At 72.8% G+C, this 21,226-nt stretch carries 21 protein-coding genes; 12 read left to right on the forward strand and 9 right to left on the reverse strand.

Annotated features, from left to right (window positions below; all coding sequences use genetic code 11):
* From ACZCLJ_RS15870 to aspA, 5 genes are all read left to right on the forward strand, one after another.
* Positions 1–1,287 carry an ABC transporter substrate-binding protein gene (locus ACZCLJ_RS15870; RefSeq protein WP_251149906.1) on the forward strand — a complete coding sequence of 429 codons (1,287 nt, stop codon included), beginning with the start codon at positions 1–3 and terminating at the stop codon, positions 1,285–1,287.
* Between the two features lie 8 nt (positions 1,288–1,295).
* Positions 1,296–2,342 carry a carbohydrate ABC transporter permease gene (locus ACZCLJ_RS15875; protein ID WP_463104447.1) on the forward strand — a complete coding sequence of 349 codons (1,047 nt, stop codon included), beginning with the start codon at positions 1,296–1,298 and terminating at the stop codon, positions 2,340–2,342.
* On the forward strand, positions 2,342–3,235 hold the full coding sequence (locus tag ACZCLJ_RS15880; RefSeq protein ID WP_251149908.1) for a carbohydrate ABC transporter permease: 894 nt from the start codon (positions 2,342–2,344) through the stop codon (positions 3,233–3,235). Before ACZCLJ_RS15875 ends, ACZCLJ_RS15880 begins: the two co-directional genes overlap by 1 nt.
* 53 nt (positions 3,236–3,288) lie before the next feature.
* Entirely contained in the window at positions 3,289–5,853 is a 2,565-nt protein-coding gene (locus ACZCLJ_RS15885) for a beta-xylosidase/alpha-l-arabinosidase (RefSeq protein WP_463104448.1), read from the forward strand.
* Between the two features lie 115 nt (positions 5,854–5,968).
* A complete protein-coding gene (gene aspA, locus ACZCLJ_RS15890; RefSeq protein WP_463104449.1) occupies positions 5,969–7,522 on the forward strand; it encodes an aspartate ammonia-lyase in 1,554 nt (517 codons plus the stop codon).
* Between the two features lie 47 nt (positions 7,523–7,569).
* Here aspA and ACZCLJ_RS15895 read toward each other — a convergent pair whose 3' ends face one another.
* Positions 7,570–8,550, reverse strand: coding sequence for an ArsR/SmtB family transcription factor (locus ACZCLJ_RS15895; RefSeq protein ID WP_463104450.1), 981 nt, complete (start codon positions 8,548–8,550; stop codon positions 7,570–7,572).
* Between the two features lie 70 nt (positions 8,551–8,620).
* On the opposite strand from ACZCLJ_RS15895, the gene ACZCLJ_RS15900 reads away from it, so the two are divergent.
* Positions 8,621–8,956 (forward strand): cupin domain-containing protein, encoded by a 336-nt coding sequence (locus tag ACZCLJ_RS15900; protein WP_251149911.1) that lies wholly within the window; start codon positions 8,621–8,623, stop codon positions 8,954–8,956.
* Entirely contained in the window at positions 8,956–9,249 is a 294-nt protein-coding gene (locus tag ACZCLJ_RS15905; RefSeq protein ID WP_251149912.1) for a DUF4287 domain-containing protein, read from the forward strand. The genes ACZCLJ_RS15900 and ACZCLJ_RS15905 overlap by 1 nt, the downstream gene beginning before the upstream one ends.
* Before the next feature lie 57 nt (positions 9,250–9,306).
* Here ACZCLJ_RS15905 and ACZCLJ_RS15910 read toward each other — a convergent pair whose 3' ends face one another.
* Positions 9,307–9,732, reverse strand: coding sequence for a MerR family transcriptional regulator (locus tag ACZCLJ_RS15910; RefSeq protein WP_463104451.1), 426 nt, complete (start codon positions 9,730–9,732; stop codon positions 9,307–9,309).
* Positions 9,733–9,797: 65 nt separating this feature from the next.
* On the opposite strand from ACZCLJ_RS15910, the gene ACZCLJ_RS15915 reads away from it, so the two are divergent.
* From ACZCLJ_RS15915 to ACZCLJ_RS15925, 3 genes are all read left to right on the forward strand, one after another.
* Positions 9,798–11,351: a SulP family inorganic anion transporter gene (locus ACZCLJ_RS15915; protein ID WP_463104452.1), complete on the forward strand. Its 1,554-nt coding sequence runs from the start codon at positions 9,798–9,800 to the stop codon at positions 11,349–11,351.
* Positions 11,352–11,416: 65 nt separating this feature from the next.
* Complete coding sequence (locus ACZCLJ_RS15920) at positions 11,417–11,917, forward strand: hypothetical protein (RefSeq protein WP_463104453.1); 501 nt, start codon at positions 11,417–11,419, stop codon at positions 11,915–11,917.
* Positions 11,914–12,222, forward strand: coding sequence for a transcriptional regulator (locus ACZCLJ_RS15925; protein WP_463104454.1), 309 nt, complete (start codon positions 11,914–11,916; stop codon positions 12,220–12,222). Before ACZCLJ_RS15920 ends, ACZCLJ_RS15925 begins: the two co-directional genes overlap by 4 nt.
* A 19-nt stretch (positions 12,223–12,241) precedes the next feature.
* On the opposite strand, the gene ACZCLJ_RS15930 is transcribed toward ACZCLJ_RS15925, so the two are convergent.
* Positions 12,242–13,513 (reverse strand): APC family permease, encoded by a 1,272-nt coding sequence (locus ACZCLJ_RS15930; protein ID WP_463104455.1) that lies wholly within the window; start codon positions 13,511–13,513, stop codon positions 12,242–12,244.
* A 125-nt stretch (positions 13,514–13,638) separates the two neighbouring features.
* Here ACZCLJ_RS15930 and ACZCLJ_RS15935 point away from each other — a divergent pair, with 125 nt between their 5' ends.
* Both ACZCLJ_RS15935 and ACZCLJ_RS15940 read left to right on the forward strand, forming a co-directional pair.
* Complete coding sequence (locus tag ACZCLJ_RS15935) at positions 13,639–13,908, forward strand: hypothetical protein (protein WP_251149917.1); 270 nt, start codon at positions 13,639–13,641, stop codon at positions 13,906–13,908.
* 12 nt (positions 13,909–13,920) lie between these two features.
* Positions 13,921–15,090: a YihY/virulence factor BrkB family protein gene (locus ACZCLJ_RS15940; RefSeq protein ID WP_251149918.1), complete on the forward strand. Its 1,170-nt coding sequence runs from the start codon at positions 13,921–13,923 to the stop codon at positions 15,088–15,090.
* Positions 15,091–15,176: 86 nt separating this feature from the next.
* On the opposite strand, the gene ACZCLJ_RS15945 is transcribed toward ACZCLJ_RS15940, so the two are convergent.
* The 6 genes from ACZCLJ_RS15945 to ACZCLJ_RS15970 all read right to left on the reverse strand — a co-directional run bounded on the left by ACZCLJ_RS15945 (position 15,177) and on the right by ACZCLJ_RS15970 (position 21,191).
* Positions 15,177–17,066: an alkyl/aryl-sulfatase gene (locus ACZCLJ_RS15945; protein ID WP_463104456.1), complete on the reverse strand. Its 1,890-nt coding sequence runs from the start codon at positions 17,064–17,066 to the stop codon at positions 15,177–15,179.
* A 105-nt stretch (positions 17,067–17,171) separates the two neighbouring features.
* Positions 17,172–18,086 (reverse strand): formylglycine-generating enzyme family protein, encoded by a 915-nt coding sequence (locus tag ACZCLJ_RS15950; protein WP_463104457.1) that lies wholly within the window; start codon positions 18,084–18,086, stop codon positions 17,172–17,174.
* Between the two features lie 71 nt (positions 18,087–18,157).
* Positions 18,158–18,604, reverse strand: coding sequence for a VOC family protein (locus ACZCLJ_RS15955; protein WP_463104458.1), 447 nt, complete (start codon positions 18,602–18,604; stop codon positions 18,158–18,160).
* Between the two features lie 53 nt (positions 18,605–18,657).
* Complete coding sequence (locus ACZCLJ_RS15960) at positions 18,658–19,539, reverse strand: helix-turn-helix domain-containing protein (RefSeq protein ID WP_463104459.1); 882 nt, start codon at positions 19,537–19,539, stop codon at positions 18,658–18,660.
* Positions 19,540–19,674: 135 nt separating this feature from the next.
* On the reverse strand, positions 19,675–20,262 hold the full coding sequence (locus tag ACZCLJ_RS15965; protein ID WP_251149922.1) for a sugar O-acetyltransferase: 588 nt from the start codon (positions 20,260–20,262) through the stop codon (positions 19,675–19,677).
* 44 nt (positions 20,263–20,306) lie between these two features.
* Positions 20,307–21,191 carry a helix-turn-helix transcriptional regulator gene (locus ACZCLJ_RS15970; protein ID WP_463104460.1) on the reverse strand — a complete coding sequence of 295 codons (885 nt, stop codon included), beginning with the start codon at positions 21,189–21,191 and terminating at the stop codon, positions 20,307–20,309.
* Positions 21,192–21,226: the final 35 nt, after the last annotated feature.

Raw genomic sequence — 21,226 nt, forward strand, 5'->3', positions numbered from 1 at the left:
ATGAAGGCAAGGAAGCTCCTGGCGGTCTCGACCGCCGTGGTCGTCGGAGGGCTCGCCCTCGGCGCGTGCGGCGGGGGAGACGGCGGCGGCGCGGACGACGGCTCGACGGCAATGACGTTCTGGCACAACTCGACCACCGGCCCCGGCAAGGCCTACTGGGAGGACACCGTCGCCGCGTTCGAGGAGGCCAACCCGGGCGTGACGATCGAGATCCAGTCCATCCAGAACGAGGACATGGACGGCAAGCTCCAGACGGCCCTCAACTCGGGCGACGCGCCCGACATCTTCATGGCGCGCGGCGGCGGCAAGCTGGCCGACGTCGTCGAGGCAGGCCAGGTCAAGGACCTCACCGACCTCGTCGACGCGGACGTCGAGGAGGCGGTCGGCGGCGCGCTGAGCGCCATGACGGTCGACGACAAGGTGTACGGCATGCCCGTGTCGATCCTGCCCGGCGGCCTCTTCTACAGCGCGGACCTGTTCGAGCAGGCCGGCGTCAGCGGCACCCCGGAGACGATCGAGGACCTCGAGGCGGCGGACGACCAGCTCAAGGCGGCAGGCGTCGCCCCGATCGCGCTGGGCGCCAAGGACGCGTGGCCCGCGGCGCACTGGTACTACTTCTTCGCCCTGCGGTACTGCTCGCAGGACACCATGACCGAGGCGGCCGAGACCCGCACGTTCGACGCGCCGTGCTGGACCGAGGCCGGCGAGGCGCTCGCCGACTTCGCCGCGACCGAGCCGTTCAACGACGGCTTCCTCACGACGTCCGCCCAGCAGGGCGCCGGCTCGTCGGCGGGTCTGCTCGCCAACCACCAGGCCGCGATGGAGCTCATGGGCGCGTGGAACCCCGGCGTCATCGCGTCCCTCACGCCCGACGAGCAGCCGCTGCCGGACCTGCAGTGGTTCCCCTTCCCCGCCGTGGACGACGGCGAGGGCGAGCCCGGCGCGATGATGGGCGGCGTCGACGGGTACTCGTGCTCGGCGGACGCCCCGGACGCGTGCGCCGACTTCCTCAACTTCGTGCTGTCGAAGGAGTCGCAGGAGGCCTACGCCGACGCGTTCCAGACGCTCCCCGCCAGCACCGAGGCGCAGTCCGTGGTGACCGACCCGGCGCTCGTGTCGATCCTCGAGGCGTACAACGAGGCCCCGTACGTGTCGGTCTGGCTCGACACGCTCTACGGCCAGAGCATCGGCAACGCGCTCAACACGGCCGTGGTCAACATGCTCGCAGGCCAGGGCACCGCAGCGGACATCGTCACGGCCGTCAACGACGCGGCCGCCAAGGAGTAACCAGCACCATGACCGTGTCCCAGGGCATGTCTCAGGAGGCAGCCTCGCCGAAGGGCTCGACACGTGGGGACCGGCAGGACCGAGCCGGGGACGGGGGCGGTGCGCAGGCACCGACCCCGCCCTCGGCGGCCAGGCCCCGACGGGGCCGGGACGGTCGGTGGGCGAAGCGCGCCGAGATCGCGGTGCTCGCCGGGCCGGCGCTCGTCGTCTTCCTGACGTTCGTCATCGTCCCGGTCCTCATGGCGGCGTACTACGGCTTCTTCAAGTGGAAGGGCTTCGGGCCGCCGACGGAGTTCGTCGGTCTCGACAACTACCTCATCATCTTCCGCGACGCCGAGTTTCTCGCCGCGCTGCAGCACAACGGGTTCATCGTCGTCATGTCGCTGCTCCTGCAGGGGCCCGTCGCGGTCGCGGTCGCGCTCATGCTCAACCGGCGGATCCGCGGCCGCTCGATCATCCGCGTGCTGGTGTTCGTCCCGTACGTCGTGTCCGAGGTGATCGTCGGCACGGGGTTCAGCCTCATGCTCGCGACGAACGGCGCGGTGAACGACCTGCTCGGCAAGATCGGGCTGGACGTCCTCGCGGTCGACTGGCTCTCCGACCCCGACATCGCGATCTGGACGCTCCTGCTCATCATCTCGTGGAAGTACATCGGCTTCGCCGTGATCCTCTTCCTCGCCGGGCTGCAGGGCATCCCCGACGAGCTGGCGGAGGCCTCGGCGATCGACGGCGCGTCCTACTGGACGACGCAGCGGTACATCACGCTGCCGCTCCTGGGTCCGACGCTGCGCATCTGGGCGTTCCTGTCGATCATCGGCTCGCTCCAGCTCTTCGACCTCGTCTACATCATCTGGGGCCAGTACGTGGCCTCGACGGCGGGCACCTCGACCATGGCGACCTACATGGTCGCGAACGGGCGCAACGCGGGGAACTACGGGTACGGCAGCGCGGTCGCGGTCGTGCTGTTCCTCATCTCGCTCGCGGTGGCGCTCGTCTACCAGCGGTTCGTCCTGCGTCGTGACACCGAGGGCGCGATCACGGAAGGGAAGAAGTGATGGCCACCGTCACCGCCGCACCCACCCCGCCCCGCGCGCCGGGAACCGCGGCGCCCCGGGCTCCGAAGGGCTCCGGCATCGGCAGGGGCGGTCCGCTCACGTACGTCGTCGCGTACCTGCTCGTCGGGATCTGCCTCGCACCCATCGCGTACATCGTGGTGGGCGGCTTCCGGACGAACGCCCAGATCACGGCGGACCCGTCCGGCCTGCCCAGCCCGTGGCAGCTCGAGAACTACCTCGACGTCCTGTCGAGCTCGATCTTCTGGCAGCAGCTCGGCAACTCGGTCGTCGCAGGCCTGCTCACGACGCTCGGCGTCGTGGTCCTCGGGCTCATGGCGAGCTACGTGCTCGCGCGGTACGCGTTCTTCGGCCGCGCCGCGATGTACTCGCTGTTCGCCGCGGGCCTCATGTTCCCCATGACGGTCGCGATCACGCCGCTGTACATCATGATCCGGAGCCTGGGCCTCATGAACAGCGTCGGCGGGCTGGTCCTGCCGCAGATCGCGTTCGCGCTCCCGACGACCGTGATCATCCTCGTGCCGTTCCTGCGCGCCATCCCGCGCGAGCTCGAGGAGGCCGCGTCGATCGACGGCGCGAGCCGGCTCGGGTTCTTCTTCCGGATGGTCGTGCCGCTGTCGGTGCCGGGCGTCGTGACCGTCGGCATCCTCGCGTTCGTCGCGAGCTGGAACAGCTACATGCTGCCCCTCTTCATCCTCAACGACGAGACGTCGTACACGCTGCCCCTCGGCGTGCAGGCGTTCGCGTCCCAGTACTCCGTGGACACGGCCCGCGTGCTCGCCTTCACGTCCCTGTCGATGATCCCCGCGCTCGTCTTCTTCTCGTTGTTCGAGCGACGCATCGTCGGCGGCCTCACGGGCGCCGTGAAGGGCTGAGGCCCGCCCCATCTCGCGCACGTCCGCGCGCACCATCGAAGGAGAACGGTCTCGTGACCGACGTCGTCCCCGCCGCCCCGACGGCACCAGCACCGCCCGCAGCCCTCGCCGCAGCCGCACGGACAGGTCCGCCCGCAGCACCCGCGGAGCCCGCGGCGCCACCGGTCTCGGAGCGAGTCCGCGCGCTCCACGCCCGCATGACGCTCGAGGAGAAGCTCGCGCAGCTCGTCGGCTACTGGATCGACCAGAACGGCACGGTCGCCCCGATGCAGTCGGAGATGACCGCGGGCCAGAAGGACTCGGGTCGTCTGGCCGAGATCACGCGGGACGGCGTCGGCCACTACACACGGGTCTACGGCACGCGCCCGGTCGAGCCCACGGAGCGCGCGGCGTGGCTGTGGGCCGAGCAGCGCCGGCTCGTGCGCGAGACGCGTCTCGGCATCCCGGCGCTCGTGCACGAGGAGGCCCTGCTGGGGCTCGCCGCGTGGAAGGCCGCGACGTACCCGACGCCGCTCGCGTGGGGCGCGTCGTTCGACCCGGCGCTCGTCGAGGAGATGGCGTCGCAGGCCGGTGGGTCGATGCGTCGGCTCGGCGTGCACCAGGCGCTCGCGCCCGTGCTCGACGTCGTGCGGGACCCGCGCTGGGGGCGTGTCGACGAGTGCATCGGCGAGGACCCCTATGTCGTGGGCACGGTGGGCACCGCCTACGTCCGCGGCCTGCAGGGCGCGGGCGTGCACGCGACGCTCAAGCACTTCGCGGGCTACTCGGGGTCGCACGCGGGGCGCAACCACGCGCCGGTGAGCGCCGGTCCCCGCGAGGTCGCCGACGTGTTCCTCCCGCCGTTCGAGATGGCGGTGCGCGACGGCGGCGCGCGCTCGGTCATGAACTCGTACACCGAGGTCGACGGCGTCCCCGTCGCGGCGAACCCCGAGCTCCTCACGGACGTGCTCCGCGGCCGGTGGGGGTTCGACGGCGTCGTGGTCGCCGACTACTTCGCGGTCGCGTTCCTCGAGGTCATGCACCGCGTCGCGGCGGACCGCGGCGAGGCGGCAGGGCTCGCCCTCGCGGCGGGCATCGACGTCGAGCTGCCGTCGGGCGACGCCTATCTCGAGCCGCTCGCGGAGCGCGTGCGCGCGGGGCTCGTGGACGAGGCGCTCGTCGACCGCTCGGTGCTGCGCGTGCTCGCGCAGAAGGAGGAGCTCGGCCTGCTCGACCCCGACGCGTTCGCGGGCGAGCCGCCGACGAGCATCGACCTCGACCCGCCGGAGCACCGCGCGACCGCCCGGCGGCTCGCGCAGGAGTCGCTCGTGCTCCTCGCGAACGACGGCGTGCTGCCGCTCGGCGGTGGCGCCACGTCGCCGGGCCGGCCGTCGGGGACGACGTCCGGCACGGTCCCGGCGAGGGTCGCGGTGGTCGGGCCGAACGCCGACCGCGCCGAGGCGCTCATGGGCTGCTACTCGTTCGTCAACCACGTGCTCGCGCACCACCCCGGCACGCCGCAGGGCATCGAGCTGCCCACGGTGCTCGACGCGCTGCGCGACGCGCTGCCCGGCACGGACGTCGTGCACGCGCCGGGCTGCTCGGTCGACGGCGACGACACGTCGGGCTTCGCGGCGGCGGTCGACGCCGTGCGGGGCGCGGACGTCGCGGTCGTCGTCGTCGGCGACGACGCGGGACTGTTCGGCCGCGGGACGGTCGGGGAGGGCAACGACGTCGAGACGCTCGAGCTCCCAGGCGTGCAGCGCGCGCTCGTCACCGAGCTCGTCGCGACGGGGACGCCCGTCGTGCTCGTGCTGCTCACGGGCCGCCCGTACGCGATCGGCTGGGCGCTCGACGACGCGGCGCCGGGCGCTGCAGCACGGGGAGGCGCGGGCGATGCCCCGAGGCGACCGGCCGCCGTCGTGCAGGGGTTCTTCCCCGGCGAGGAGGGCGGCCGCGCGGTCGCGGACGTGCTCACCGGTGCCGTGAACCCCTCGGGGCGCCTGCCGGTCTCGCTCCCGCGCGCCGCGGGCGCGCAGCCGTACACCTATCTGCACCCCGTGCTCGGCGGGCCGTCCGACGTCACGTCGACCGACCCGACGCCCGTGCGCCCGTTCGGGTTCGGGCTCTCGTACACGACCTTCGCGTACTCGGACCTGCTCGTCGACGGGTCGACGCGTACCGACGGCGCGTTCGACGCCGCCGTGACCGTGACGAACTCGGGAGACGTCGCCGGGACGGACGTCGTCCAGCTCTACGGGCGCGACGTGATCGGGTCCGTCCCGCGGCCGGTCGTGCAGCTCCTCGGCTACGCGCGCGTCGACCTCGCGCCCGGCGAGTCGCGGCGAGTGCGGTTCCGCGTCCCGACGGCGCGGCTCGCGTTCTCCGACCGCCGCCTGGTGCGCGTGGTCGAGCCGGGCGACGTCGAGGTGTGGGTCGCCGCGCACGCGGGCGTCGCACCCGCTGCGCCGCTCGGCGACATGACGGGCGGCGCGATCGTCGCGCAGGGAGCGACCGCACGCCGAGCGGTCGCGGGCGAGGCCACGCCGCGCGCCGTCGTGACGTTCACGGGTGCCGTGCACGAGGTGACGGCCGCCGACGCACGGATCGTCGACGTCGAGGTCGGCGCCGCGCCCTGATCCGCGGCCCCCAAGTCGGCCGAGACGTGAGCTTCCGCCCCTGATCCGCCCCGTTCGAGGGCGGAAGCTCACGTCTCGGCGCGTGTGGTGCGCCCGGTGGCGCTACCGTCGGGGCATGTCGTCGAGTGCCCGGACGCGGATCGAGGAGGACCTGCTCGGCCGGACCGAGGTGCCGGAAGACGCCTACTACGGCATCCACACGGTCCGCGCGACGAGGAACTTCCGCATCTCGGGCACGACGATCGGCGACGTGCCCGAGATGGTCCGCGGCATGGTCATGGTGAAGAAGGCGGCGGCGCTCGCGAACCGCGAGCTGCGCACGATCCAGCGCGACATCGCGGACGCGATCGTCGCGGCGTGCGACGCGATCCTCGTCGACGGGCGGTGCCTCGACCAGTTCCCGGTGGACGTCTTCCAGGGCGGGGCCGGGACCAGCGTCAACATGAACACGAACGAGGTCGTCGCGAACCTCGCGCTCGAGCTCGCCGGGTTCGACAAGGGGCGCTACGACGTCATCAACCCCAACGACCACGTCAACCGGTCGCAGTCCACGAACGACGCCTACCCGACGGGGTTCCGGCTCGCGGTGCACGTGCTCGTCGGTCGGCTGCAGGGCGAGGTCCGGCTCCTGGAGCGCGCGTTCGACGAGAAGGCGTCGGAGTTCGCCGACGTGCTGAAGATGGGCCGCACGCAGCTCCAGGACGCGGTGCCCATGAGCCTCGGTCAGGAGTTCGCGGGGTTCTCCGTGAACGTCGGCGAGGAGGTCAAGCGGCTGTCCGCCGCGGCCGACCTGCTGCTCGAGGTCAACCTGGGTGCGACGGCGATCGGCACGGGTCTCAACACGCCGCCCGGGTACCCGAAGGTCGCGACGCGCCGCCTCGCCGAGGTGAGCGGGCTCGCGACCGTCCCGGCGGAGAACCTCGTCGAGGCGACCTACGACAACGGCGCCTACCTCGCCGTGCACTCGGCGCTCAAGCGGCTCGCGGCCAAGCTCTCGAAGATCTGCAACGACCTGCGGCTGCTCTCGTCGGGACCGCGCGCGGGCCTCGGCGAGATCAACCTGCCCGAGCTGCAGGCCGGGTCGTCGATCATGCCCGCCAAGGTGAACCCGGTGATCCCCGAGGTCGTCAACCAGGTGTGCTTCAAGGTCATGGGCAACGACGTGACCATCACGCACGCGGCCGAGGCCGGGCAGCTGCAGCTCAACGTCATGGAACCCGTGCTCGCGCAGGCGATGTTCGAGTCGCTGCGGCTCCTGACGAACGCGTGCGAGGCGCTGCGGACCACGTGCGTCACGGGCATCACGGCCAACGTCGAGGTCTGCCGACGGCACGTGCTCGACTCGATCGGCATCGTCACGTACCTCAACGAGATCATCGGGCACCGCAACGGCGACATCGTCGGGGCGGAGGCGGCGCGGACGGGCGCGTCGGTGCGCGACGTCGTCGTGGCACGCGGCCTGCTCACCGCGGCGCAGGTCGACGCCGTCCTCACGACGGAGAACTTCCTGCGCCCGCGGTACACCGGCCGGTACTTCGAGGCCGACGAGCGCGGACTCCCGGCCGCGGGCGAGGAGGGCGAGTCGTCCCGCGTGGTCGAGTCCGACGACGCGGGCGGCGCCCCGAGCGACCCGGAGCCCGAGGAGGCCGAGGGCGTCTCTCGCTCATAGCGTCGGTCCTGGTCCGCGAGCCCGTCGACGAAGAGACCTGGAAGGTGTCACCCGCCGACGAGCGCCTCGCCGAGGGGCGTGCGGACGTGCATGACGCGGTTGCCCTCGCGGCGCGCGTCGACGAGCCGCGACGCGCGGAGCACGGCGAGGTGGTGGGAGGTCGTCGAGATCGCGAGCCCTCCCGCTCCGGCGGCCTCGCTCGTGGACATCGGCTCGTGCAGCGCGAGGAGGACGCGTGCACGTCCCTCGCCGAGCAGCGCGGCGAGGGACGCGGAGAGGTCCGCACCCGCCGTCGTCCACGTCTCGGAGACGCCGAGGGCGGGGTAGAAGAGCGTCGGCTGGGCGGGCCTCTCGGTCAGTGCGGCGCACCCCCGCGACATCACCGAGGGCACGAGGACCAGGCCGCTGCCCGCGCAGTCGAGCACCTCCTCGTGCTTCGCGAGGCGGACGCGGACCGCGTCGGAGCCCCACGTCACCGCCTCGGTGAGCGACGCGACCATCGCGCCGAGGCCGTGCGTCGTGACCCGCCGGGAGCGGATCCCGATGTCGGCGCGCAGCAGCCGCTCGACCTGCGGCCAGAACGGCGCGAGGGCGGCGTCCCAGAGCTCCTCCCAGGAGTCCGCGACGGCGGCCCTCGTCCCGGCGGGATCGTCGGCCATGGCCTGCAGGGCGCGCTGCTCCTCGTCCGAGGTGCGGAGCACGCGCTTGCCGAGGTCGACGCGCATCGGCCCGACGTCGGCGCGCCGGAGGCGGTCGAGCTCGTCACCGGGGCTCAGGTCCCAGTCAGGGGTCGACGTGAGGAAGTCGGGCATGTAGCCCTCGTCGCCCACGACGAGCCGCAGCAGCTCGAAGGCTGCGCGAGGCACCTGCCGACGCGTGCTCCGCAACCATCCCCACTGGAGCGGGTGGTGCTGCGGGCGGGCGAGCACGCGGACCGCGTGCGCGAGCTCGTGCCCGGGGGACAGGCCGAACCGGATCGCGGACAGGTCGTCCGGCGCGAGCCGGAACTCGACCATCTTTCGATGCACGTCGAAACAGTAGCGGGGGTGTTCGCCGGCCCGGCACGGTGAGCGCACACCCGAGCAGAGGAGGCCACTCATGGCAGCCGTCATCCCCGCCGAGGACATCCGCGTCACCGGCTCGCGCACCCTGCGCTTCGAAGGTGCCGACCACGGCTCCGGCATCTCGTTCTTCCTCGTGACCAACGAGCCGGGTCAGGGCCCGGGCCTCCACCGGCACCCGTACTCGGAGACGTGGACCGTGCTCGACGGAGAGGCGACCATCACGGTCGGCGGCGATCAGGTCGTCGCGCGAGCGGGGGACACCGCCGTCGTCGGGCCGCACGTCTGGCACGGCTTCACCAACACCGGCAGCGGCACGCTGCGCGTCATGTGCGTCCACGCGTCCGCCACGATGATCCAGGAGAACCGCTGATGTCCTTCCAGGCCTACCTCGACGCCGTCGAGACGAAGACCGGTCTCACCCCGCGCGAGCTCGTCGAGCGCGCGCACGAGCAGGGCTTCGGCCCCGGCACCAAGGCGACGCCGATCGTGGAGTGGCTCGCCGCCGAGCACGGGCTCGGACGCGGGCACGCCATGGCGATGGTCCACGTCATCACCAAGGGCGACCGGATCAGCACGAAGCACGTGGGTACGGACGGCACGCACCGCGACGAGAGCGACCGGCTCTGGCTCGACGGCAAGGCCACCAGGCCCGCGGACTGGTGAGCGGGCGTGGCCTGCTGAGCGGTCAGGTGCTCGGTCCGTCGCGCGGACGGTCGCGGGTCATCGGGAGCGCAGGAGCGTGATGAGCTCGTCGGCCCACTCGAGCTTGCGGGCCAGGTCCGCGCGTCGCTCCTCGGCGGCGTGCACGTAGGCCGCGAGCCGGTCGCGCAGGTCGTCGTCGGTCCCCGACCCGTGCAGGGCGGCCGACGGCGCGTCGCCGTCGCGCGCGGCGAGCCGGTCCGCGACGTCGAGCAGGTCGGCCATCTCCTCGAGCGAGAACCCGAGCGGCTTCATCCGGCGCACGAGGAGCAGGCGCTCGACGTCGGCCTCCGTGTAGAGCCGGAACCCGCCGTCGGAACGGCCCGAGGGGCGCACGAGGCCGACCTCGTCGTAGTGGCGCAGCGTCCGCAACGACAGGCCGGTGCGGTCGGCGACGACGCCGATGTGCATGGTCGGCTGCGCGGCGGTGGGGCGGGGCTCGCTCATGGGGACAGTCTCCCGGATCGTGGACGGCGCAACCCTACCCTCACGTAAGGGTAGAGTTCTGCCCCGTGCCGTCCGATGCTCACCCTGCCCTGCCCGGTCCCGCCCCCGCGCCCCGGCCCGTGACCGGCGCGCCCGAGGCCGACGAGTCCTACTCCGTCCTCGCTGCCCTGAAGTCCCCGCGCCGGCTGAGGACCGAGGTCCTCGCCGGTCTCGTCGTCGCCCTGGCGCTCATCCCCGAGGCGATCGCGTTCTCGATCATCGCGGGCGTCGACCCGCGTCTCGGGCTGTTCGCCTCGTTCACGATGGCGGTCTCGATCGCGTTCCTCGGCGGGCGCCCCGCGATGATCTCGGCCGCGACGGGAGCGGTCGCGCTCGTCGTCGCCCCGGTCGCCCGTGACCACGGCGTGGACTACCTCATCGCCACGGTGATCCTCGCCGGCGTGATCCAGGTCGCCCTCGGCCTGCTCGGGATCGCCAAGATCATGCGCTTCATCCCGCGCTCGGTCATGGTCGGGTTCGTCAACGCGCTGGCGATCCTCATCTTCCTGTCGCAGCTCCCGCACCTGCAGGGCGTGCCGTGGATGGTCTACCCGCTCGTGGCCGTCGGCATCGCGATCATGGTCCTCCTGCCGCGCTGGACGAAGGTCGTCCCCGCGCCGCTCGTCGCGATCGTGCTGCTCACCGCCGCGACCGTGACCGCGGCGATCAACGTGCCCACCGTGGGCGACGAGGGCGAGCTGCCGGACTCGCTGCCGTCGCTGCTCTTCCCAAACGTGCCGCTGAACCTCGAGACGCTGCAGATCATCGCTCCCTTCGCGCTCGCCATGGCCCTGGTCGGGATCCTCGAGTCCCTGCTCACCGCCAAGCTCGTCGACGACGTCACCGACACCCACTCCGACAAGACCCGCGAGGCCTGGGGCCAGGGCGCCGCGAACGTCATCACTGGGTTCTTCGGCGGCATGGGCGGGTGCGCCATGATCGGCCAGACCATGATCAACGTGAAGGCCTCCGGGGCGCGCACGCGCATCTCCACGTTCCTCGCCGGCGTCTTCCTGCTGATCCTCGTCGTGGGTCTCGGCGACGTCGTCGCGATCATCCCCATGGCAGCCCTCGTCGCCGTGATGATCATGGTCGCGATCGGCACCTTCGACTGGCACTCCGTGCGGCCCGCCACCCTGAGGCGCATGCCCAAGTCGGAGACCGCCGTCATGCTCGCCACCGTCGTCGTCACCGTGTGGACCCACAACCTCGCCTACGGCGTGATCGTCGGCGTCCTCGTCGCCATGGTGCTCTTCGCGCGCCGCGTCGCGCACTTCACGACCGTCACCCGCCTGGACGGTTCCGACGCGGACGACCAGCGCGTCTACGCCGTCGAGGGCGAGCTCTTCTTCGCCTCGTCCAACGACCTCGTCTACCAGTTCGACTACGCCGGCGACCCGAAGGACATCGTCATCGACATGACGAAGGCCCACGTGTGGGACGCCTCCACCGTCGCGACGCTCGACGCCATCCGGACGAGGTACGAGGCCAAGGGCAAGACCGTCACCATCGTCGGCGCGAACCCCGACACCACCGAGCGCCTCGACCGGCTCGCGGGACGGCTCGGGGCGGGCCACTAGGGCACGACCTCCGGCGGTCCGGAAGTCTCTTGCCAGATGTGCAAGTCATCCATAGACTTGCCGACATGGAAAACGACTCTCGGGGCGACCGCTCCGGCCGCGCCACGCCCGGACCCACTCCGTCCGAGGCGCGCGAAGCGCTGGCCGGGCTCGAGGCCGACGACGCGCGGCTCGCCGAGCGGCTGGTCACGCCGGGGTGGTACCACCCGGTGCTCGGCGCGATCGTGGCCCTGATCGTCTGCACACAGGCGTTGCCCTCCCCGGCGTCGGTCGCCTTCCTGCCCGTCGCGCTGTTCGCGCTGCCGGCGCTCGTCCTCGTCTACCGCCGGCGCTACGGTCTCTGGGTCGGCCAGCCGGTAGGACCGCGGTCGAAGCGCCTCCTGGGGGTCATGGCGGTGCTGTTCCTGCTCTGCTTCGGCGCGGCGCTGGTCGTCAAGTTCACCGCGGTCGACTACTGGTGGGTGCTGCTCCCCGCGCTCGTCGGGTTCGTCGCGTCCGTGGTGCTCGGCCGCCGCTACGACGACGCCCTTCGCCAGGAGCTGGGGGGGACGGTGGGCGAGGCGTGAGCGCCGGCACCGCGCCCGCCTTCAACGAGGTGATCCACTCGCCCGTGCGCCTGCGCATCTGCGGGGTGCTCCGGCGGGGCGCCGAGCTCGAGTTCGCACTCCTGCGCGACACGCTCGACCTCACCGACGCGAACCTCTCGAAGAACCTCCGCGTGCTCGCCGACGCGGGTTTCGTCACCGTGCGCAAGGAGAGCTCGCCCGCACGCACCGACGCCCGCCGCCTCACCTGGGTCACGCTCACGCCGGACGGGCGCCGCGCCGTCGAGGCCCATCTCGCCGCCCTCGCCCAGATCGCCGAGGGCTGACCGCGCCACGGCGTCGCGGTCAGGCCGCGCGTCGCCCTCGCCGCTGCAGGCGCCACCACCGCAGGGCGACGCCGACGGCGAGCACGCCGGCTCCCGCGGCGACGGCGGGCAGGGGCAGCGTGAGGACGAGCGCGACGCAGCCGACGGCACCCAGCACCTGGGCGGCCCGTGGATACAGGCGGTGACCGCCCGTCTGCCGCAGCGCCGACAGGTTGGCGACGAGGTAGTACACGAGCACGCCGAAGGACGAGAAGCCGATAGCCCCCCGCAGGTCCGTCGTGAGCACGAGGACCACGACCACGGCGCCCACCACCAGCTCCGCGTGGTGCGGCACCGCGAACCGGGGGTGCACCGCGCCGAGCCAGCGCGGCAGGTCGCCGGCCCGCGCCATCGCGAGCGTCGTGCGGCTCACGCCCGCCAGCAGGGCGAGGAGCGCGCCGACGCTCGCGGCGACCGCGCCCACGGCGACGACGGCGGGTTCCCAGCCCCACCCGCCGGCCGCCGCGGCGTCGGACACGGGTGCGGCGGACCGCGCGAGCGCGTCCGGCCCCAGCACCGCGAGGAGCGTCGCCGCGACGACGCCGTAGAGCACGACGACCACGCCCAGGGCGAGGAGTATCGCGCGCGGGATCGTCCGCCGCGGGTCGCGCACCTCCTCGCCGAGCGTCGCGACGCGGGCGTAGCCGGCGAACGCGAAGAACAGCAGCCCGGCGGACTGCAGCACGCCGTACCAGCCGCCGTGCGCGCCGTCGGCGTCCAGGACCGCGGACCACCGGGCCTGACCGCCCGTAGCCCCCGCCGCCACGGCCACGGCGAGCGCGACGAGCGTCACCGCGACGAGCACGCGGGCCGCCTGGGCCGTGCGCGTCACCCCGCGGTAGCCGACGGCCGTGAGCACCACGACCACGGCGACCGCGACCGGACGCTCCCACCCGGGCGGGGCCGTGTACGCGGCGACGACGAGCGCCATGGCCGCGCAGCTCGCCGTCTTCCCGACGACGAACCCCCACCCCGCGACGTAGCCCCACCACGCGCCGAGGTGCTCGCGCCCGTACACGTACGTGCCGCCCGACGTCGGGTGCTGGGCCGCGAGCTGCGCGGACGAGGTCGCGTTGGCGAGCGCCACGAGCGCGGCGAGCGCGAGACCGACGAGCAGACCGGTGCCCGCGGCCGCCGCAGCGGGCGCGAACGCCGAGAAGACGCCCGCCCCGATCATCGACCCGAGGCCGATCGTCACGGCATCGGCGGTGCCGAGGCGACGGGCGAGGCGCGGTCCGTCGGAGTCCTGCATGGGCACAGGGTGGCAGACGCGGGTGGCGCGCCGGTGAACGCCTCGAGTTGTGGGTCGGTCGGAGCCACCTACCGTCGGAGAAGGGAGTCGGCGTGCGCCGACCACTTCGACGGAGGGGACCTGTCATGAGCCAGACGGAACCGGGCGGCCGCGGCACGGGCGAGGAGCAGGACCGGCGTGACGACGACCCGCAGGGGGAGCCCGACCTCGGCACCGGCGAGCCGGACATCGGCACGGCGGGCGCCTTCCCCGCGCTCGCGAACGACGCTCTTCCGAAGGACCCCGACGTCCCGACGGACGTCGACCCTGGTGACCCGCGCCGTCCTGCGGACGGTGGCGAGCTCGACGACGAGGGCGGCTCGCGATCCGACGGCCCGTCCGGCACCGACGACTGAAGGGGGCGCGACATGACCGACAGCGATCGCGCGGGCCAGAAGACGGACGTCCCCGCACCGGACGACCGCCGCAAGCCCGACGACCCGACCGACCTGCACGCGCCGTCGTGGAAGTACTCCCTGAAGAGCACGGTGAGCCAGTTCTCCCGTGACCAGTGCCTCGACCTGGCCGCGGGGCTGACCTACTACGCGGTCCTGGCCGCGGCGCCCGCGCTGCTGGCGCTCGTCTCGCTCCTCGGCCTCCTGGGCGACGCCGAGAGCATGGTCAACCGGGTGATGGGCTTCCTCGAGGGGCTCGTCCCGGAGGAGACCCTCACGACCATCGAGCCGCTCGTCGAGAACGCCGCCGGGGGCGGCGGGCGTGCCGGCCTCGCACTGGTCATCGGTGTCGCGCTCGCGCTGTGGTCGGCGTCGGGATACGTCGGCGCGTTCGGCCGGGCGATGAACCGCATCTACGAGATCGACGAGGGCCGACCGATCTGGAAGCTGCGACCCGTGATGCTGCTCGTCACGGTGGTCACCGTGGTCCTCGCGGCGCTCGTCGTCGCGGCGCTCGTCCTCACCGGACCGATCGCGCGCTCCGTCGGGGACGCGATCGGCCTCGGGTCGACCGCGGTCACGGTGTGGAACGTCCTCAAGTGGCCCGTCGTCATCGCGCTGGTCGTGGTGCTGCTCGCGATCCTGTTCCACGCGACGCCGAACGTGCGGCAGCCGAAGTTCCGCTGGATCAGCGTCGGCGCGGTCGTGGCGCTGCTCGTGTGGGCGATCGCGTCGGCGGCCTTCGGCTTCTACGTCGCGAACTTCGGGAGCTACGGCGCGACGTACGGCTCGCTCGCGGGCATCATCGTGTTCCTCCTCTGGCTGTGGATCACGAACCTCGCCCTGCTCTTCGGAGCGGAGCTCGACGCCGAGCTCGAGCGGAGCCGCGAGCTGCAGGCCGGGATCGCCGCGGAGGAGAGCATCCAGCTGCCGCCGAAGGACACCAAGGCCAGCGACAAGCGCGAGGCGAAGCGGCAGGAGGCCATCGAGCAGGGCCGCGGGATCCGTGAGTCCGCTGCCGCGAACGGTGCGGGCGGTGACGGTGCGGACGGTGACCGTGCGGACGGCGGCCGGGGGAGCGCTCGGCGCGAAGGTCGCGAGCGCGACGAGCGCGACCGTCGCTCCGAGACGACCGGGTCCTGACGCGCCGAACCCCGGGTTGCGATCCCTTCACGTGCGTGAAGGGATCGCAACCCGGGGTTCGCCGTCTTCGCGGGACGGTCAGGGCGTCAGGGCGTGACGATGGCGAAGTCCGGGTCGCCCGGGTCGATGACGGCGCCGAGGCGCGACAGGACCGATGCGTCGCCGCTCACGTCGATGCCCGCGCCGGCGAGGGTCTCCGCGGTGAGACCTCCCAGCGCGAGCGCCGGCAGGGCCCCGCGCGTCGTCGTGAGGGTCGCGTCGGCCTCGCCCTGCTGTGCTGCCGCGGAGTACGTGAGGACCCCGTGGGCGAGGCGGAGCCGGTAGCGGTCCCCCGAGTCGGTGAGCACGACGTCCACCGACAGGTTCTCGTCCCAGGCGCGCGGACCGTCCACCTGGACGGCGAGGGCGTCGAAGAGCATCTCCGGGGAGAGCTGGGCCACCATGTCGGGTGAGCTCGTCGCGGTCGGGGTGCCGAACGCGCCGTCACGCAGCTCGGTCGCCCCCGAGAGGAAGAAGTTGCGCCACGTCCCGTTCTCCGCGCCGTAACCGAGCTGCTCGTACGTGTCGGCGAGCAGGTCGCGCGCTGCACCGTGGTCCGGCTGTGCGAACACCGCGTGGTTGAGGAGCTCGGCGGCCCAGCGGAGGTCGCCCGCCTCGAACGCGGAGCGGGCCTTCTCCACGACGGCGTCCACCCCGCCGGCCAGCTCGACGTACCGCGTGGCGCGCTCGACCGGCGTGTGCTCCCACAGGTGGGCGGGGTTGCCGTCGAACCAGCCGAGGTAGCGCTGGTAGATCGCCTTGATGTTGTGGCTGACCGAGCCGTAGTAGCCCCGGGTGCTCCACGCGTTCTCGAGCGCCGGGGGAAGGGTGAGCTGCTCGGCGATCTCGGTGCCGACGAAGCCCTTGTTGAGCAGGCGGACGGTCTGGTCGTGGAGGTAGCCGTAGAGGTCACGCTGGATCGAGAGGAACTCGACGACGCGGTCCGCACCCCACGTCGGCCAGTGGTGCGAGGCGAACACGACCTCTGCCTCTCCGCCGAAGAGGTCGACGGCTTCGGTGAGGTAGTTCGACCACGCGTGCGGGTCACGGACCACCGCGCCGCGCAGCGTCAGCAGGTTGTGCAGGTTGTGCGTCGCGTTCTCCGCCGCGCACAGCGCCTTGCGGTCCGGGAAGTAGAAGTGCATCTCCGACGGCGCCTCGGTGCCGGGTGCCATCTGGAACACGATGCGCACCCCGTCGACGACCTCCTCCTGGCCGGTCGTCGTGATCTCGTGCGTCGGCGGGATGAGCGTCACCGTCCCGGTCGACGTGGTCTGCCCGAGACCCGCGCCCACCTGGCCCTGCGGTCCGCGGGCGAGCACCGCTCCGTACATGTACCCCGCTCGGCGCGACATGGCCGTGCCGGCATAGACGTTCTCCGACACCGCGTGCTCCACGAAGCCGGCGGGGGCGATCACGGGGACGCGACCGGCGTCGACGTCCTCCTGGGTCGTCACTCCCTTGACGCCGCCGAAGTGGTCGACGTGGGAGTGCGTGTAGATGACGCCGGTGACGGGACGGTCGCCGCGGTGCTCGCGGTAGAGACCGAGCGCAGCGGCGGCCGTCTCGGTGGAGATCAGCGGGTCGATGACGATCACCCCGCTCGAGCCCTCGACGAACGTGATGTTCGACAGGTCGAGGCCGCGCACCTGGTAGATGCCCTCGACGACCTCGTACAGGCCCTGCTGGGCGACGAGCTGCGACTGCCGCCACAGGCTCGGGTTCACCGTGTCCGGGGCGTCCCCCTCGAGGAAGCCGTAGGAGTCGTTGTCCCAGACGACGCGGCCGTCTGCGTGGGTGACGACGCCGCGCTCGAGCCGGCCGAGGAACCCGCGCGCGGCGTCGTCGAAGTCCTGGGTGTCGGAGAAGGGCAGGCTCTCGAGCAGCGCACGCTGCTGCTGGGCGATGGTGTCGGATGCTGGCTTCGGTGTCGACATGTTCGGAGCATCCCAGCGCGCTACGCATGATGCATCCGGAAGGTCTCGCTCGCCCGGAGACCGCTCCGAACTCTCAGGAGCGCGTCGCGTCCGCCATCTCGCGCGTCATCTGTCGGTGGCGTCCGCAGGCAGGTCCGAGGCGCAGCGGAAGCCGAGATGGGAGGTCGAGCTGTCGTCGCTCTGCGGCGACCGCGCCGCGGGCCGGTACCGCAGGCAGTACTCCGGGGCGCACAGGTGCGAGCCGCCCTTGGTCACACGCAGGACCCGCGGGGACGTCGTCGGCGCGAGGAGGTCCGTCCGCGCACCCCGGGGGACGGGCGTGGCGTCGGCGGGATGGTGCCGCGGGGCGTACACGTCCGACGTGCGCTCCCACACGTTGCCGATCATGTCGAGGAGCCCGTACCCGTTCGCGGTGTACGCGCCGACGGGCGAGGTGCCTCCCCAGCCCTCGTTGCGGAAGGGGAAGGCGCCGACCCACGTGTTGGCCATCCGTCGCCCTCCCGGCAGGGCGTCCGCGCCCCAGGCGTACTCCGCGCCGTCGAGACCTCCGCGCGCGGCGCGCTCCCACTCGGCCTCGGTCGGCAGACGCCGGCCGGCCCACGTGGCGTACGCCGCGGCGTCGGCGTAGGCCACGTGCACGACGGGGTGGTCGGCCCGGTCGCCGACGTCCGAGCCCGGTCCCTCCGGGTGCCGCCACGACGCACCCGGCTGCCAACGCCACCACTGCCGCCAGTCCTGCAGGTCCACAGGTCCCGCAGTGGGGGTGAAGACCACCGACCCCGGGACGAGCGACGCGGGGTCTGCTCCGGGGAAGTCGGCGGGGTCGGGGGCACGCTCGGCGACCGTCGTCCAGCCCGTCGCGTCGACGAACTCGGCGAACTGGGCGGTCGTGACGGGGTGGCGCTCGAGCGCGAACGCGGCCACCTGCCGCGGGTGCGCCGGTCGTTCCTCCGGATAGTGGTCGTCGGAGCCCATGCGAGACGTCCCGCCGGGGATCGTCACGAGCTCGGTGAGGGTCACCGGCTCAGCATAGGAAGCCACGGATCGGTCGGGCACCCGCGGCGCCACGTCCGGCGTCCCGCGGTGGGCGGCTACGGCCGGGTCGACTCGCCGCGATAGCTGCCGAAGGACCACAGGTTGCCCTCCGGGTCGGCGCACGCGAAGGTCCGGCCGCCGTAGTCCGGACTGCCGAGCGGCTGGATGATCCGCGCCCCCGCGGCGACCGCCCGGTCGTGGACCTCGTCCACCCGGTCGGTCACCACGTAGGCCCCGCCGGTACCGGGCTGCTGCGTCCACGGGGTGCCGGGCCGGTCGCTGCCGAGCATGACCCCTCCGCCCTCGGGCCACGTCAGCTCGGCGTGCTGGACGACGTCCCCGTCGGCGTGCACCGCCGTGGCCGTGAAGCCGAGCACCGTCGTCAGGAACTCGATCAGGGCGTGCGCGTCCCAGGCGCGGAGCGTCGGCCAGACGCTCGGTGCCGGAGCGGCGGGCGCTGTGCTCGTGTCCGTGCTGTTCTGCCTGCTCGTCTCTGTACTCATGGCACCACCGTGCCGCGCGGGTCGCCGGCAGGGATTGAAGGTTTCGGCGGAGATCACCCTGTGGTGGGGTCCTGGCGGTACCCGTCGGCGGACAGGGTGCCGTGCTCCTCGGCCAGCCAGCGTGCCGGGCTGGTCCCGACGAGCGAGCCGAAGTCGCGCGTCAGGTGGGCCTGGTCGGCGTATCCGCACCAGGCGGCGACGTCGGCGAGGTCGACGTCCGTGCCACGAGCGACCCGTCCGCCGATCAGCTCCTTCGCCCGCTGGAGCCGGAGCAGGCGGTTGAACCGCTTCGGGCCCACCCCGAGCTCCGCGGTGAAGACGGCGTGCAGCTGGCGCGGGCTGAGCAGCACGTGGTCGGCGAGGGACGAGATCCGCCCGGTGCCTCGGCGCCGCACGAGCCAGCGCCACGCCTCCGCGACCTCGGCCCGGACGGGCGGCCGGTCGGCGGCCCGCTCCACCTGGTCCTGGAGGAAGCCTCGCACCAGGGCGAAGCGGCCGGTCCAGTCGGGGCTCTCGATCAGCATGTCGCGGAGCCGACCGAGCCCCGGACCAGCCACGTCGCAGCCCTCGAACGTCCGCTGGCACAGCTCCGCGGCGGGCACCCCGAAGACCGCCCGCGCGGCCGTCGGGTGCACGGCGATCTGGATCCCGGACTGCCTCGGCGGCTGCCAGACGTACGCCGGCTGCGTGTGCAGCCCGGCCGCGACGACGTCGACGCGCGTGGCCGACGGCCCGGACGCCTCCTCGACGGACCAGCCGGTGACCACGGGCTCGTCGAGGGTGAGGACGAGGGTCAGGTGGGGCGACGGCAGCCCGCGGTGGATCGCTCTGTCGTGCCCCCGGGCGTCGTACCCGACGACCGCGCCGGCGACCCCGGGCATCAGACCGTCCGCGCGCCGGAATCCCCACTCGGGAACGTCGGCAGCGCGAGCCATGCTCCATCGTGGCACGGTGCACCCGATCGGGCCCTCACGGTCGTCCGGCGACCGGCGACCGGCGACCGGCGACCGGCGACCGGCGACCGGCGACCGGCGACCGGCGACTGGCGACTGGCGACCGGCGACCGGCGGTCAGGCGTCGGAGGTCGTCCCGAACCCGGTCGGCCGGACGACCCGGGCCGGTACGCCCGCGACGACCGTGTCGGCAGGCACGTCCTTCGTCACGACCGCGCCGGCGCCGACGATCGCTCCGTCACCGATCGTCACCCCGGGCACGATCGTCACGGCCGCACCGAGCCAGACCTTGCGGCCGATCACCACGGGCGCGGGGACCATGTCGGCACGCCGGGCCGGGTCGACCGCGTGGTTCAGGGTGACCACGGTCGTGCCGTGCCCGACGAGCGTCCCGTCCCCGACGGTGATGCCGCCGGCGTCCTGGAAGCGGCAGCCCATGTTGACGAAGACGTCGCGCCCGAGGGCGAGGTTCTTCCCGAACTCGCAGTGGAACGGCGGGAACACCGTCACCGACTCGTCGACGGTCCGGCCGGTCAGCCGGGACAGCAGGGCCCGCACCTCCTGCGGCGTGCGGTACCCGGCGTTCAGCTCGGCGGTGATCCGCAGCGCCTCCTGCGCGGTCTCGTGGAGGAACGCGTGCTGGGCGGAGCCGCCCTCGATGACGGCTCCGCCGCGGACGTGGTCGAGGAAGTCCTGCAGCTGCATCGATCGATCCTGTCGTCCGGGGCCCGGCGTGAGGGCGGTGTCGTTCATCGGTCGCTCATCGGGGCGTCATCGTGGGCGGGTTCGGCCGCCCAGGACGCGAGCACGCGCAGGCGTTCGGCCGACGGCGAGCCCGGCTCCGCCGTGTAGACGAGCAGCACCTGGCCCGGCTCCGCGGTGATGGCGAGCTCCTCGTACGCCAGCGTGAGGTCGCCGACCACCGGGTGGTGGAACCGCTTGGTCCCGGTGCCGTGCGTGCGGACGTCGTGCGCGCCCCAGAGCCGACGGAACGTCTCGCTGCGCGTCGACAGCTCTCCGACGAGGTCCTGCAGGCCCTTGTCGTGCGGGTCCCGGCCGGCCTCGGCACGCATGATCGCGACACACATCTCGGCGAACAGGTCCCAGTCGGGGTAGAAGTCGCGTGCCGCGGGGTCGAGGAACTGGAACCGGGCCAGGTTCGGCGTGCGGCCGCCGTCGCCGACGACGGGGGAGTAGAAGGCCCTGCCGAGCGCGTTGGTCGCCAGCAGGTCCTGGCGCTGGTCACGCACGAACGCGACGCCGTCGGTGATCGCGGACAGCGCCCACTGCAGGCTCGGCCGGGGTGGCGCCGACCGGGTCGCGCGCCGGCGCGCACGCCCCGACGACGGGATGCCGTCGGCGGCGCGCGCGAGGTCGAACAGGTGCGCGCGCTCGGTGTCGTCGAGCTGCAGCGCCCGTGCGACGGCGTCCAGCACGGAGGCCGAGGCGCCGCCGACAGCGCCGCGCTCGAGCTTGGCGTAGTACTCCACGCTCACCCCGGCGAGCGTCGCGACCTCGCTGCGCCGCAGACCCGGGACGCGCCGGTTGGTCCCGACGACGACGCCCGCCGCCTCGGGCGACACCTTCGCGCGCCGCGACACGAGGAACTCGCGGACGTCAGCCCTGTTGTCCATGGTTCGAGGGTAGGCCGGGACCTGCGCACCCGAGG

The organism is Cellulosimicrobium sp. So1_17, assembly GCF_055181235.1.